We start from the raw sequence: 15,497 nt of genomic DNA on the forward strand, positions 1-15,497 counted from the left end.
TACAACTCAATTTTTTATTAATATTACTAGTAAATTTTATTAATAGTTTTTTTGTTAATATTTAATTAATTTTGTACATTTAATAATATCTATAAATTGATCACAATCTAATGAAGAGTTGCCAATTAATACACCATTTACATCTTTTACAGACAGTATTTCTAGAGCATTTTTTTTGTTTACTGATCCGCCGTATTGAATTATTAATTTTTTAGAAATATTAATATCATAACGACTAATGTAATGACGTATAAATTGATGCATATATTGTATATAATTAGTACTAGCAGATTGATTAGATCCTATAGCCCATATTGGTTCATAAGCTATGATAGCTTTATCAAAAGCTTGATATCCTACTAATTGGATTATAGTATCAATTTGTTCTTTACAAATTTTTTGTGCTTTGTTTGCATTTTTTTCTTCTTTTGTTTCACCAATACATAAAATAGGTATAAGTTTAAAACTTTTAACTAATTTAAACTTTTTAGCAATTAATTCTTTTGTTTCATTATGGTGAATGCGTCTTTCTGAGTGTCCTACAATAACATATTTTATATTTTCTATTTCTTGTAGCATAGATATAGATGTTTCTCCTGTAAATGACCCTAAAATATTGACATCAATATTTTGTGCTGTTAAAGAAATATGATTGTTATGTAATTGTTGAAGTATTAAATTAAATGTTTCTAAATGTAATATTGGAGGAGCTATAGAAATTTTTAAGTGATGATCATAATTTATAGTGCTTAAATAACTGTTTAATTTTTTACAAAAGTCAAGAATTATTTTTTTGTTGTTATTTAATTTCCAATTTCCTATAATAAGTAATTTTTTCATGAAATATCCTAATAGAACATATAAGTTTAATTGTTAACAAAACTAAAAACTAAGTTACTGATTATGGTAACAGTAACTTAGATTAATTAACAATAATTAAAATTGTTAATTTTAATTTTTAAGTAATCTTAATCTATAACAATTGTTCGCAAGATTTTTCCAGGTTTAAAATAAGGTATATATTTTCCTTTTAGTTTAATTTTATTACCGGTTTTAGGATTACATCCAATCCTAGGTTTTTTATAATGTAAAGAAAAACTTCCGAATCCTCTAATTTCAATACGCTTTCCTTTTATTAAAGATAATATCATACATTTTAAAATTTCTTTTATTGACAATTTAATTTCTTTAATGGAAAGGTTTAAATGATTTTCAATAATTTTAGAAAAAAACTCTGAATTTTTCATAAATCCTCTGATCATTTTTTAAAATTAATTCAAAATGTAATCATAAATTTATGTCTTATAATAACATAATATTCAGAAAATTTATTCTGTGTTTTTTGCAGCTTTAAAAGCTTCTAACATTACATTAGTATTATTTGTTTTATTTAGTTGTTTATTTGAGGATAAATTTAATTGATTATTATATTTTTTTTGATTATTAACAAAAGATAATTGAATTAATCTATTTTTTTTATCGATAGCATATATTTTAACTTCAATATTGCTACCTATTGTAAAGTTTACAGAATTATTTGCACAATTATAATTTACAATTTCAGTTTTTTTTAAAATACCTTCAATATTATTAGATAATTGTATTGTGATTCCTTTCGTATCATCTATTTTAGTTATTTGTCCTGATATTATATTACCTATTTTATGATTAGATATGTACTCAATAAAAGGATCAATTTGTAATTGTTTTATCCCTAATGAAATACGTTCTCGATCTGGATCAACTTGTAGAATAACTGCAGATATTTCTTCCCCTTTTTTATAATTTTTAACAGCTTCTTCTCCAGTTAAAACCCAAGATATATCAGATAAGTGCACTAATCCGTCGATGCCTCCATGTAGTCCAATAAAAATTCCAAAATCTGTGATAGATTTTATTTTACCTGTTATATGAGTTCCTTTTTTGTTTGTTTCATAAAATTTTTTCCAAGGATTAATCGTACATTGTTTTATTCCTAGTGAAATACGACGTCTTCCTTCATCAATATCTAAAATCATTACTTGAACTATATCATTTAAAGACACTACTTTAGAAGGGTGGATATTTTTATTTGTCCAATCCATTTCAGATACATGTACCAAACCTTCTACACCTTCTTGAAGCTCAACAAAACAACCATAATCAGTTAAGTTAGTAACTTTTCCAGATGTTTTAGATTTTTCTGGATATTTTTTACAAATATTTACCCAAGGATCTTCTCCCAGTTGTTTTAATCCTAAAGATACTCTAGTTTTTTCTTTATCAAATTTTAAAACTTTAACTGTAATTTTGTCACCCATATTTACTATTTCACTAGGGTGCTTTACACGTTTCCAAGCCATATCGGTAATATGTAATAATCCATCAACACCTCCTAAATCAATAAATGCTCCATAATCAGTTAAATTTTTAATAATACCTTTAATTTCGGAACCCTCTGTTAAATTTTTTAAAAAATGATCTCGTTCTGCACTATTTTCAGATTCAATGACAGCTTTTCTTGAAACCACTACATTATTTCTTTTTTGATCTAATTTTATTACTTTAAATTCTAACTCTTTTCCTTCTAAATGTGATGTATCTCTAATAGGTCTAATATCTACTAATGATCCAGGTAAAAAAGCCCTAATATCATTAATTGCTACAGTGAATCCTCCTTTAACTCTTCCATTAATAATACCTATAATAACTGAAGAATTTTCATATGATTGTTCTAAAATAATCCATGATTCATGTCTTTTAGCTTTTTCTCTAGATAAAATAGTTTCTCCAAATCCATCTTCTATCGCATCTAAAGCTACGTCCACTGTATCACCTATTTTTACATCTAATAAACCTTGAGTATTTTTAAATTGTTCTAAAGGAATACTAGATTCTGATTTTAACCCTGCGTCAACTAATACTATATCTTTGTTTATAGAAATTACAATACCTTGTATAATAGATCCAGGTTTTGTTTCGATTGTTTTTAAAGACTCTTTAAATAATTGAGCAAAGGATTCTTTCATTTTAGTTCATGTGAAAAATTAAGTTCAACAACTATTTTATATCAATATTAAATAGAGTTGTTATTAGTTATCAACAATATTCCTTTTTATTGAATGAAGTATATATGTTACACATTTTCATATTATTAACAGATATAATTAAAATTATTTAATTAATTTTGTAAATGTAATTCATTGCTTGTTTTAAAACTTCAATAAATGTCATATTTGTAGTATCTATTATTATAGCGTCTTTTGCTGGGATTAAAGGAGAATTTTTTCTAGATATATCTCTTTCATCGCGCATTTGGATTTCTTTTTGTAGTGTCAAAAAATTAATGTTTATTCCTTTATTTTGTAATTCTTGTAAACGTCTTTGAGTCCTAATATTTAATGATCCAACTAAAAATATTTTTAATATAGCGTCAGGAAAAATTATAGTACCCATATCTCTACCGTTAGTTACAATTCCTGGATATATTCTTAGCGATCTTTGTTTTAAAAAAAATATTTTTCTAATAAAAGGAATAGATGCAATTTCAGAAGCAAAATTAATTACTTTTTGGTCCATTAAATTTTTTTGAGATATTTCTTGATGACAAAACAATATTTTTAATTCTAGATGTTTCTTAGAAAAGAATGTAACAATATTATTGCATGTTTGTATAATATTTTTTTTTAAAAAAAAAATATTATACTTTAGTAAAATAAAAGCTAAAGATCTGTATATTTTCCCAGATTCTAAATTAAACCAATTCAATCGTTTTGCAATAGATGTGCTTAGCAAGCTTTTACCTACTCCGCTTGGACCATCAATTGTTATTACTGGAGCTAATTTTTTCATATAAAAACTCTAAATAATAAATATACATTAATATATATAAAAAAATTTTTTTTGTATAAACTATTTATAATTATTATTATAAATGATATTTTTTAAAATTAAAAATTTATATGTTAAATATCTTTAATTTAATTTTTTTAGAGATTTGATGATAATAAAAAATTATTTAAAGACACTGATCGATAACAAATGTTTAAAAAAATTAGGATATGTTTTGAATGTACATTCCGGATTTAAAATAGTTACAGCTACTTCTGATAAAGCTATTAACGCAAAACACATTGCTATACGATGGTCATTGTAAGTATTTATTACTGCATATTGGAAACAGTTAGGAGGTGTAACACTAATGTAATTTTTCCCTTCTTTTACAATTGCTCCGATTTTTCTAAGTTCAGTAGACATAGCTAAGATGCGATCTGTTTCTTTAACTCTCCAATTATAAATATTACGAATAACTGTTGTACCTTGAGCAAACAAAGCTACTATAGCTATCGTCATAGCTGCATCTGGAATATGATTCATATCTAAATTCACACTTTGTAAATAATTTTTTTGACAAGTAATATAATTTTCTTTTATATTAATTATAGCTCCCATTTTTTTTAATATTTTGGTAAATTGTATATCTCCTTGAATGCTATTTACACCAACACCATTAATCTTAACTTTTTTCCCTTTAATAGCTGCAGCTGCTAAAAAATATGATCCTGAAGACATGTCGCCTTCAATATATAGCGATTGTGGAGACACATATTGTTGATTTCCTTTAATTAAAAAGGTTTTGTAATTATTGTGTATAATATGTACTCCAAATTTTTTAATTAATTGTAAAGTAATATCGATATATGGTTTTGATACTAATTGATCTTTGACTGATATGTAAGTATCTTTAGAAGCAAGAGGACAAGCAATCAATAACGCTGTTAAGAATTGACTAGAAATGTTGCCATTAATACATATATTTCCTCCAATGAAACCACCTTCTAAAGATATCGGTGGAAATTTAGTATCGTTGATATAATTAATAATAGCACCTCCTTGTCGTAATGCGTTTACAAGATCATTAATTGGCCTTTCTTGCATACGTTTATCACCTGTTAATTCGATTTTATTGTTACCTAAAGAAAAAACAGCAACAAGAGAACGCATTGATGTACCTGAATTACCTAAAAATATTTTTTTATTATAATTATGATAAAATGCATTTGTATTACCATATATAGTACAATGGTTATCATTATTAAATTTTTTTATTGTAATGCCAATTGTTTTTAATGCATTTAACATATGTCGAGTATCGTCACTACAAAGTAAGTTGTAAATGTTAGTTATTCCTTTAGACATTGCTGCAAGTAATAAAATACGATTTGAAATACTTTTAGATCCAGGTAATTGAACATTTCCAATAACATAAGAAATTGGTTGTATAGTCAAAGATGTTTGCATATTTAAGACTAACCTCAAAATAATGTATTTAATTTATTATTAAATAATTATTTATAATAATTTTCATAAATAATTTCAGTTTAACCATATTTTTTTTCAAATTTTAACATAAAATTAACTAATTTTTTCACACCTTTTAGAGGCATAGCATTATAAATAGAAGCCCTAATACCTCCTATAAAATTATGACCTTTTAAAGAATGTAAACCTATTTTATGTGACTCTTTTAAAAAAATTTTGTGAAGTGATGTATTAAAAATGTTAAAAACAACATTCATTTTAGATCTATTTTTATAACTTATGTTGTTAATATAAAAATCTGTATTATCTATTGTATCATATAATAATTTAGATTTTTTTTCATTTTCTTGTTCTATGTGTGATAATCCTCCATTTTGTTGTATCCATTGAAATACTAAAAATGATAAATACCATGAAAATGTAGATGGTGTATTAAACATAGAGTTGCTTTTAGACAATAAATTATAATCTAGTATGGAAGGTGGCTTAATAATATTAGATATTTTTAATAAGTTTTTTTTTATGATAATTAAAGTGATTCCAGATGGGCCAATATTTTTTTGTGCTCCAGCATAAATAACGCTATAATTTTCAATATTTATTTTACGTGATAAAATTGTTGAAGAAAAATCTCCTACTACTATTTTATTAGTGAATGTAGGTTCTTCATGTATTGCTATACCTTCTATAGTTTCATTAGGACAATAATGTATATAAGAAACTGTATTATTACTTAATAACCAATCTTTTATTGGTAATATACTAACTTTGTTATTTATTATTTTTTTGACGTTAATTATGTTAGGATTACAATATTTTTTTGATTCTATAGCAGCAGCTAAAGACCAAAAACCAGTATTTATATAATCTGCTTTTGTAACTTTATCAATTAAATTGAGTGGAATTGCAGAAAATTGTCCTCTTGCTCCACCATGACAAAATAAGATTTCGTAACTGTGAGGTACATTTAATATTTTTCTTAAAATTTTAATAGATTTTTTTGTCATATTAAAAAATTCTTCACTTCTATGACTCATTTCTAGTATTGAAACTCCTAAATTTTTCCAATTTAAAAATTCTTTTTGAGCTATGAGCATTACTTCTTTAGGTAACATTGCAGGACCAGCACTAAAATTATAAATTTGATTCATTATTTATATGCCTAAAATATAATAAAAACTAATTAAGTTTTGCAACTTTAAAAAAAATAACTTATTCAATAATAATTATTGATAGTGTTTACTAAATAAATTTAATTAATTGAGAAATTGATTTTCTTAAAATTTTGTAAATAAATGGACTAAATATTGTTATTTTATATTATAATATATTATATATATATAATGTTTGTTTTTCCAATATTTTATACTATTAATGATATAAAATTATTATTTTATAAATTTTAAACCATTCATATATTTTTTTTGTAATATTTCAGGTACTTCTATTCTTCCAAAAGAATCTTGGTAATTTTCTAAAATTGCAGCTAATGTACGACCAATTGCTAATCCAGATCCATTAATAACATGAAGTAATTTTTTATTATTACTTAATGTATCTAAATATTTTATTTGCATACGTCTAGTTTGAAAATCACTCGTATAGGAACAAGATGAAACTTCTCTATATTTTTTTTGAAAAGGGAACCAAACTTCTAAATCATATGTTTTAGCTGCTGAAAAACCCATATCTCCAGTACATAATAATATTTTTCTATATGGCAATTTTAATAATTTTAAAATTTTTTCTGCATGTGATGTTAATATTTCTAATGCTTGTAAAGAATTTTTAGGTGATACAATCTGAATAATTTCGACTTTATCAAATTGATGCATACGAATTAGTCCTCTTATGTCTTTTCCATAAGAAGATGCTTCAGATCGGAAACATGGAGTAAGAGCAGTTAACATAATTGGCAAATCTATTTCTTTTATAGTAGTGTTCTTTAATAAGTTAACTAAAGGTACTTCTGCTGTAGGTATTAAAATATAATGATCACTTTTTGTATTTGAGAAATTATTTGTTACATAAAACAAATCTTTACTAAATTTGGGTAATTGTCCAGTGCCAAATAGACACTGAGGATTAACTAAATAAGGAACATAAGTTTCTATATATCCATGTTCTTTAGTATGTATATCTAACATAAATTGTCCTAAAGCTCTATATAACAAAGCAATGTCGCCTTTCATAACTACAAAACGAGATCCAGAAATTTTTGTTGCGTTGTCCCAATCTAATCCTTTTAAGTTGTTACCTAATTGAATGTGATCTTTTATTAAAAAATTATAATTTTTAATTTTTCCCCATTGAGTAATTTGTACATTATTTTTGCTATTTATTCCTATAGGAACACTTTTATGAGGAATATTAGGTATGTTTGTTAAGAATTGTAAAATTTTTTCTTGTAATATAGTTAATTTTTTTTTTTTAGATAATAATTTTTTGTTTAAGACAATTACATTCAGTTTAATATGATCATAATTTTTTTTAGCAATTTTATATTGTCCTATTAGTTTAGATAATAATCTACGGGAATTTTGTAATTTTTCTGTTTCTAATTGTAATTTCCTTCTAATGTTATCTATTAAAAAAATTTGTTTATAATTTAAAAAAAAATTTCTAGATTGTAATTTATTAAAGAAAACTTTAGAATTTTTACGCATTAATTTTAAATTTATCATTTTTATGATCTATTGAATAGAATAAAATATAATATGTTAAAGATGATTATATAAATAACAAAATTTATATAAAGTAATTATTTATAGTATAATAAATAGAAAAACATTGTAAGTATAATAATAATGAATAATTTTTTAAATAAAAAAAATAATGAAAAAAAATTTTTGATTATTGTAAATAAATAGCTTGTTTAATTTAAAAGTTATATAAAAATTTACATAATCATTATTAATAGAATTTAAAAACCCAAAAGCAATATTATAATATTTAAAATTATTTAAATTCAATTATTTATATAATATATATTAAAAAACATTAATATAAATGTCATTATAATTTATAGTTATTGTAACTATGTTTAACAAAAATTCATATAATATATAACATTATATGTTATTATTTTAATAAAAATAAATTTTTTCATTAAAAACTAAAAAACAATTAAATTTTAAAATTTAATTATTAAATGTTTTTAGTCAAAAATAATATGAATCATATATGAAAATACATAAAAATAAAATTTATAAGTTAATTATTATAGGAACAGGTCCAGCTGGATATACAGCTAGTATATATTCAGCTAGAGCAAATTTAAATCCATTATTAATTACAGGACCATTGCAAGGAGGGCAATTAATTAATACTAATAAAGTAGAAAATTGGCCAGGTCAAAATATGACTATTAGTGGTTTTAATTTAATGAACAAATTTTATAAGCAATCTATCAAATTTAAAACAGAAATAATAATAGACGAAGTTGAAAAAGTATTTTTTAAAAAAAAACCAATAGTTTTAATTGGAACAAATACGTATATTACTCATTCGTTGATTATAGCAACAGGTGCTAATCCTCGTTATTTAGGATTACAATCAGAAAATATTTTTAAAAACAAGGGAATATCAACATGCGCTATATGTGATGGATTTTTTTATAAAAATAAAGAAGTCGCAGTTGTTGGAGGTGGTAATACAGCTTTAGAAGAAGCTCTTTATTTGTCAAAAATATCAAATAGAGTACATTTAATTCATCGCAATAATTTTTTTAAAGCTGAAAAAATTTTGGTAAAAAAAATACTTTCTAAAGTACAAAAAAAAAGTATTATTTTATATACTAATTTTGTTATTAAAGATATTTTAGGAGATCATAAAACAATTAAATCTATTCAAATACAGTCTACTATCGATAAAAAATGTACAAAAATAGTGTATATATCTGGATTATTTATAGCAATTGGTAGTTATCCAAATACTAAAATTTTTGATAATCAACTTAAAATGCATAATGGATATATCAATACTAAAGGAGGAATTCATGGAGGAGCGACTATGACTAGTATACCAGGAATATTTGCTGCTGGAGACGTAGTAGATCATATATATAAACAAGCTATTACAGCTGCAGCTTCAGGTTGTATGGCTGCTATAGATGCAGAGAAATATTTAGAAAACTATAATAGTTAAAATGTTATTTAATATATATAAATTTATTTTTTTTTTAAAAAAAATGTTTGTATTAATATGTATAAAATATAAATGTTATATATATATGTTATAAAAAATTTGTTTACACACCATAATTGCGTTATTTATGTAAAATAATTATTTATTTGTATTAAAATAAATGAGGAAATATTATTAATGAAAGAAGAAAGTATTGAAATGCAAGGAATTATAACAGATACATTACCTAACACGATGTTTCGTGTAAAATTAGAAAATGGACATACAATAATTGCTCATATTTCAGGAAAAATGAGAAAAAATTATATAAGAATATTAACTGGAGATAAAGTTACAATAGAACTAACTCCTTATGATTTAACAAAAGGAAGAATAATTTTTAGAAGTCGATAATATCAATTTTTATTTTTATATAATATTATGAAATAAATGAATGAAACTATTTGATATTATTTTATTTTTTTTAAAAATTTTTGAAATAGATTGTTTTAGTAGTAAAAATATATTTTTTATAAATTTATTTTTTTTAAAAAAAATTTTGTTTTAATTTAAATTTTTATTAAATTTATTTAATATATTTGAAATTGATTAAATTATTATTAATATAATTTACATTAATGTTTATTAGTAACTATTCTTTTTAAAATATTTAATATATTTAAATTAAGGTTTATATGCGTACGATGTATTGTGGAGAAGTATTAGAAAAACATGTTAATAAAACAATATTTTTGTGTGGTTGGGTTCAAAACATAAGAAAATTTGGTAATTTTATCTTTATAGATATGAGAGATTGTACAGGTTTAATACAAATTTTATTCGATTTTACTTATACAAAAAAAATTTTAGAAGCAAAAAAATTAAAAAATGAATTTTGTATACAAGTAATTGGAAAGGTACAATTAAGAAATAAAAAAAATGTTAACCTTAAGTTATTTACTGGGACAATAGAATTATTAGCTACTTCATTACTAATTTTTAATTCGTCTGATCCTTTACCATTAGATAATTATAAGAAAAATAAGGAAACAGTACGTTTAAAATATCGTTATTTGGATTTAAGAAAACCTTCGATGTTGTATATTTTAAAACTAAGAAGTAAAATTACACATTGGATTCATAATTTTATGAATTTAAACAATTTTATTAATGTAGAAACACCTATATTAACAAAATCTACTCCAGAAGGAGCAAGAGATTATATAGTACCTAGTAGAAATTATCCTAAAAAATTTTATGCATTACCTCAATCACCTCAAATATTTAAACAACTACTTATGATATCTGGATTTGATAGATATTATCAAATTGTTAAATGTTTTAGAGATGAAGATTTAAGGTCTGATAGACAACCTGAATTTACACAAATTGATTTTGAAATGTCATTTATGACTGCTGATCAAGTTAGAAACTTTATAGAATTGATGATAATTCAATTGTGGCTAAAAATAAAACAGATAAAATTAAAACCTTTCCCTGTAATGAACTTTGAAGATGTTATAAATTTATATGGTACAGATAAACCGGATTTAAGAAATCCAATTAAATTAATTGAAATATCAGATTTATTAAGTGTAAATATTTGTAATTTTATTTATAAAAACTATAATGTTAAAAACAGTCGCATTGCAGCTTTTGTTATTCCAAAGAATATTAAATTAAATAAATGTAATATTATTAAATATTTTGATCTTATGAAAAAATATGAAATATGTAATTTATTTTACTTAAAAATAAATATTAAAAAATTTAATAATAATAACAACAACAATTTTGTGCAACAGTTATGGAATACAGGGTGCATGCAAAAAATAATATGTCGAATGAATATAAAAGATGGTGATTTTATTTTTATAATAGGACATTTAAAAAAAATAGTTAATAAAGCATTTAATATTTTTAGAAAACAATTAAATATAGATTTTAATTTAATAAATAAAAAATCTTGGAGACCATTATGGATAATAAATTTTCCATTATTTTATAAAAAAAACAATGCACGTTTTTATTCAATGCATCATCCTTTTACATCTCCAAAAAATATTAATGATTTAGAAAATATTAAAAATCCTAAAAAAGTAATAGCCGATTCTTACGATTTAGTAATCAATGGATATGAAATAGGAGGAGGTTCAGTAAGGATTCATAATTTAAATATTCAACAAAAAATATTTGATATATTAGGTATAGATAAAGTAGCACAAAAAGAAAAATTTGGTTTTTTTATAGAAGCTTTAAAATTTGGAACACCTCCACATGCAGGTATGGCATTAGGATTAGATCGAATTGTTATGTTATTATCTAAAACAAATGATATTAAAGATGTCATTGCTTTTCCTAAAACTACAGAAGCTACTTGTTTAACTACTCAGGCACCATCGTACTTAGATATTAACACTTTGAATAAATTATTTATTAAAACAAATTAATGTTTTTTATAACATTATTGTAGTATTTATAAATATATTAAATAAAATTAATAAAATACAAATTTTTATAAAATATTTAAAAAAAGTAATAAAAAATTCAAAAAATTATTATGTATGATCATAAAAATAATTTTTGTTCAATTATATAAATTGTTTTTATAAATAAATGTAATAACTGTTGTATTACAAATTTATTAAAGTAAGCAATAATTCTCATCAAAAAATAAAATTTGTTTATTTTTAATTAATGTTTAATAATGTATTTTTATGAATTTTATTTTATGTAGAAATTTCATCATTATTATAATGACAGTAAATATTATGTACGTTTATATGTGTTACAAAAAAAAGTGTAGTATTTTTTGTTACGTATATAAAAAAATAATTATTTTAACATTATTAATGATTATCTATTTATTTAAATAATACTTATATTATAAATAGTAACAAGAATTTCTTAATATGTACATAATGTATTACTAAAAAAGTATTTTAAATTAATAAAATAATATTTATTATTACTATTAATTGATAATATGATAAGTTTTTATATAACTTTGTTTGTAAAATGAATAAATATAATTTTTTTATATGAGCTATACCATTAAAAAATTATTTATAACATATATTATTAATTTCAAAATTTTATTTTCTTAAAAATTTTAAATATACATTTGGTTGTTTGAAAAAATAATCTGTTTAATTAATAAATTTTTAACAAGTAACATTTAACTTTTTATTTGTATAATATATTTATTATTTGATATTTTTTTTAAAATTACTATAAAAATATCCATTTTATTTTTTTAGTAATTTAACTTGATTAGTTATATTTTATATATGTAAAATTTATTTATACATTACATAATATTTTTTAAAAATATAGTTTAAAAAAAATTAAATTACTTTAATATAAATAAATTATTCAAAGGTTATTAATATTTTTTGTATTAAAATATTTTATATAATTGTAATATGATATAAAACAAATATTATGTATATAAATATAAACTGTATTTTTTATATGTTTATCAATAAATAAAAATTAAAAATAATGTTTAAAAAAAATTAATGAATAATATTATATTAATAACAATAATTATCAATATAAAATTAATAATGTATTATTGAAAATATACAGATAAACAATTTATTAAAATTAAAAAATCATTTAATATTAATTATTTAAATTTTATATTATATATTGTATTACTTATAACAAATAAAATTTATTAAATTAATTTAATTTGTTATTTGTAAAAATTTTTTTATACATTTTGGAAATTATTTATACATATAAATTTTATTTGTTGTTATTTGAATAATATTTGTTTTTTTTGATCAATGTGTAACTTAAATTATTACTACACATTTGTTTTAAAAAAATGTTAATAAATAATATGTAATTATGATTTATTTTTTTAATTTATATTTTAAATTAATTAGTTATGGTTATTGTATAGTAATTTTTTTAAAGTTTTAATAAATTATTTTTAATAAAATGTTTTTTTTAGAAAAAATAAATGAATTTTTAAAAAATAGGTATCCTTTAAAGGATATATAAAAAATTCAAAATATTAAAATATAACTTTCTAAATAATAATTATTAACAAATATTAAACACATTTTTTATAAAAAAATAATTAGTCAATTATTATAAAAAACAATAATTAATATATTATATAATATTATTAGCGTACTTTAAATATATCATTAATTTATTTTATATTAAAACTATTTTTAATATAAATTTTAAGTGTAAATTATGAATAAAATTAATATTTTAAAGAAAGTATTATATATATAAAATATACATTTTTAATATTAAATTGATTATTAAATTTTATTTATTATTAAACGATAATAAATAAGATAATAATTTAAAAAATTTTATTTTACTTGTAATATTCTACTTGAATTAGTTTTTCCGATAGCTCCTATTTTATCACCTTGAGTAAATATTACTAAATTACCTTTTGATAAAAACTTTTGACTCAATAACAAATCAATAGCTTTATGTGCAGCTAATAAGCCTTCATCTTCATTTTTAAAATAAACAGGAATTACTCCTCTATATAATGAAGTTAATTTTAAAGTATTTTGGTTTTTTGAAAGAGCAAATATAGGTAATCCTGAACTAATCCTAGAAGTCATTAAAGCTGTTCTTCCAGATTCCGTCATTGTAACAATAGCCGATATACCTTGTAAATGATTAGCTGCATACATTACAGACATAGCAATTACTTCTTCGATATTGTTAAACTTTTCGTTCAAACGATGTCTAGAAATGTTGATGCTAGGCATTTTTTCAGCACCTTTACATATTTTTTGCATTGTTTGAATAGTTTCTATAGGATATTTTCCAGAAGCTGTTTCTCCAGATAACATGACAGCATCACTTCCATCTAAAACTGCATTAGCTACGTCCATAACTTCAGCTCTTGTAGGGAAGGGATTTAATATCATAGATTCCATCATCTGTGTAGCAGTAATTACTACTCTATTTAATTGTCTAGCTTTTTTAATTAAATTTTTTTGTATACCTGCTAATTCTGCTTCTCCTACTTCAATTCCTAAATCACCTCTAGCTACCATAATAGCATCAGATGCTACAATAATTTCTTTAATTGTTGTTTCGTTTGAAACTGCTTCAGCTCTTTCTATTTTAGCAATAATTTTTGCATTACATCCATAAGAGTGAATCAATTTTCTTGCTTTTTCGATATCTTTTGCTGATCTAGGGAAAGAGACAGCTAAATAATCAACACCAATGTTTATTGCAGTTAAAATATCTTTTTTATCTTTATCAGTTATAGAATTAGCCGATAAACCACCTCCTAACTTATTAATACCTTTATTGTTAGATAAATATCCTCCGATTAAAACTTTTGTAAATATTTTGTTATTTATTACTTTTTCTATTTTTAATTGTATTTTTCCGTCATCAAGTAACAAAATATCTTTAGAATATACATCATTAGGTAAATTTTTATAATTAGTACCTACCATTTTAGCGTTACCTAATGAATTATTTAAAGTATTATCTAAAATAAATATTTGTCCTTTTTTTAAAAATACTCGATCATTTTCAAATTTAGATATTCTAATTTTAGGTCCTTGCAAATCTCCTAATAATGCAATGTGACAATTTAATTTTTTTCTGATTTGAATTACTTTTTTTGCTCTATAGTAATGATCTTTTGTTGATCCATGAGAAAAATTTAATCTTAGTACATTAACTCCAGATTTCATCATTTGTTCTAAAATTGTCAAACTGTCTGTAGCTGGTCCTAATGTTGCAATAATTTTAGTTCTTCTTCGTCGTATGATCATATATGATCCCAATTGTTATAATAATAAGAAATTAATTTTTTAAAAAATATTAGTTTATTTATTTATAATTTGTTCATTTTAACTTATCACATTTTAAGTAAATAAAAAAATATATAATTTAAATTATTAATAAATGTATGTTACTACATTAGGATATTATGGTATAACGTAATAAAATCATTCCTTTTACCTAAGTAATGCAGTTGATTGTAAATTTACAATTACCTAATTTTTTAAAAATTGCAATTAACGATTTATATTTAAAAAAACATTTTTTAAAAAAATATA

Annotated in this window: 11 protein-coding genes; 3 read left to right on the plus strand and 8 right to left on the minus strand. The window is 21.6% G+C overall.

Features of this window, described 5'->3' with window-relative positions:
* Window positions 1-54: 54 nt before the first annotated feature.
* From tpiA to serS, 7 genes are all read right to left on the minus strand, one after another.
* Entirely contained in the window at window positions 55-840 is a 786-nt protein-coding gene (tpiA, locus tag BUCNMO_RS01270) for a triose-phosphate isomerase (protein ID WP_158344885.1), read from the minus strand.
* A gap of 128 nt (window positions 841-968) precedes the next feature.
* Window positions 969-1,247 carry an HU family DNA-binding protein gene (locus BUCNMO_RS01275; protein ID WP_158344887.1) on the minus strand — a complete coding sequence of 93 codons (279 nt, stop codon included), beginning with the start codon at window positions 1,245-1,247 and terminating at the stop codon, window positions 969-971.
* An 81-nt stretch (window positions 1,248-1,328) separates the two neighbouring features.
* The gene (gene rpsA, locus BUCNMO_RS01280) at window positions 1,329-3,008 is read right to left on the minus strand and encodes a 30S ribosomal protein S1 (RefSeq protein ID WP_158344889.1); all 1,680 of its coding nucleotides are present in this window, start codon (window positions 3,006-3,008) and stop codon (window positions 1,329-1,331) included.
* Window positions 3,009-3,156: 148 nt separating this feature from the next.
* Window positions 3,157-3,831, minus strand: coding sequence for a (d)CMP kinase (gene cmk, locus BUCNMO_RS01285; RefSeq protein ID WP_158344891.1), 675 nt, complete (start codon window positions 3,829-3,831; stop codon window positions 3,157-3,159).
* Between the two features lie 162 nt (window positions 3,832-3,993).
* Complete coding sequence (gene aroA / locus BUCNMO_RS01290; protein WP_158344893.1) at window positions 3,994-5,280, minus strand: 3-phosphoshikimate 1-carboxyvinyltransferase; 1,287 nt, start codon at window positions 5,278-5,280, stop codon at window positions 3,994-3,996.
* An 80-nt stretch (window positions 5,281-5,360) separates the two neighbouring features.
* The gene (gene serC, locus BUCNMO_RS01295) at window positions 5,361-6,452 is read right to left on the minus strand and encodes a 3-phosphoserine/phosphohydroxythreonine transaminase (RefSeq protein WP_158344895.1); all 1,092 of its coding nucleotides are present in this window, start codon (window positions 6,450-6,452) and stop codon (window positions 5,361-5,363) included.
* Between the two features lie 237 nt (window positions 6,453-6,689).
* Window positions 6,690-7,985: a serine--tRNA ligase gene (gene serS / locus BUCNMO_RS01300; RefSeq protein ID WP_158344896.1), complete on the minus strand. Its 1,296-nt coding sequence runs from the start codon at window positions 7,983-7,985 to the stop codon at window positions 6,690-6,692.
* Between the two features lie 499 nt (window positions 7,986-8,484).
* Between serS and trxB the strand changes: the two genes are divergently transcribed.
* From trxB to aspS, 3 genes are all read left to right on the plus strand, one after another.
* Window positions 8,485-9,447, plus strand: coding sequence for a thioredoxin-disulfide reductase (trxB, locus tag BUCNMO_RS01305; RefSeq protein ID WP_158344898.1), 963 nt, complete (start codon window positions 8,485-8,487; stop codon window positions 9,445-9,447).
* 177 nt (window positions 9,448-9,624) lie between these two features.
* On the plus strand, window positions 9,625-9,840 hold the full coding sequence (infA, locus tag BUCNMO_RS01310) for a translation initiation factor IF-1 (protein ID WP_158344900.1): 216 nt from the start codon (window positions 9,625-9,627) through the stop codon (window positions 9,838-9,840).
* 281 nt (window positions 9,841-10,121) lie between these two features.
* The gene (aspS, locus tag BUCNMO_RS01315) at window positions 10,122-11,876 is read left to right on the plus strand and encodes an aspartate--tRNA ligase (RefSeq protein ID WP_158344902.1); all 1,755 of its coding nucleotides are present in this window, start codon (window positions 10,122-10,124) and stop codon (window positions 11,874-11,876) included.
* A gap of 1,890 nt (window positions 11,877-13,766) precedes the next feature.
* On the opposite strand, the gene pyk is transcribed toward aspS, so the two are convergent.
* A complete protein-coding gene (gene pyk / locus BUCNMO_RS01320; RefSeq protein ID WP_158344904.1) occupies window positions 13,767-15,209 on the minus strand; it encodes a pyruvate kinase in 1,443 nt (480 codons plus the stop codon).
* Window positions 15,210-15,497: the final 288 nt, after the last annotated feature.

This window comes from Buchnera aphidicola (Nipponaphis monzeni) (genome assembly GCF_006741185.1).
Lineage (GTDB): Bacteria > Pseudomonadota > Gammaproteobacteria > Enterobacterales > Enterobacteriaceae > Buchnera_H > Buchnera_H aphidicola_T.

Coding starts and splice junctions, on each gene's coding strand:
- tpiA (WP_158344885.1), bottom strand. CDS start 840: ATGAAAAAATTACTTATTATAGGAAATTGGAAATTAAATAACAACAAA.
- BUCNMO_RS01275 (WP_158344887.1), bottom strand. CDS start 1,247: ATGAAAAATTCAGAGTTTTTTTCTAAAATTATTGAAAATCATTTAAAC.
- rpsA (WP_158344889.1), bottom strand. CDS start 3,008: ATGAAAGAATCCTTTGCTCAATTATTTAAAGAGTCTTTAAAAACAATC.
- cmk (WP_158344891.1), bottom strand. CDS start 3,831: ATGAAAAAATTAGCTCCAGTAATAACAATTGATGGTCCAAGCGGAGTA.
- aroA (WP_158344893.1), bottom strand. CDS start 5,280: ATGCAAACATCTTTGACTATACAACCAATTTCTTATGTTATTGGAAAT.
- serC (WP_158344895.1), bottom strand. CDS start 6,452: ATGAATCAAATTTATAATTTTAGTGCTGGTCCTGCAATGTTACCTAAA.
- serS (WP_158344896.1), bottom strand. CDS start 7,985: ATGATAAATTTAAAATTAATGCGTAAAAATTCTAAAGTTTTCTTTAAT.
- trxB (WP_158344898.1), top strand. CDS start 8,485: ATGAAAATACATAAAAATAAAATTTATAAGTTAATTATTATAGGAACA.
- infA (WP_158344900.1), top strand. CDS start 9,625: ATGAAAGAAGAAAGTATTGAAATGCAAGGAATTATAACAGATACATTA.
- aspS (WP_158344902.1), top strand. CDS start 10,122: ATGCGTACGATGTATTGTGGAGAAGTATTAGAAAAACATGTTAATAAA.
- pyk (WP_158344904.1), bottom strand. CDS start 15,209: ATGATCATACGACGAAGAAGAACTAAAATTATTGCAACATTAGGACCA.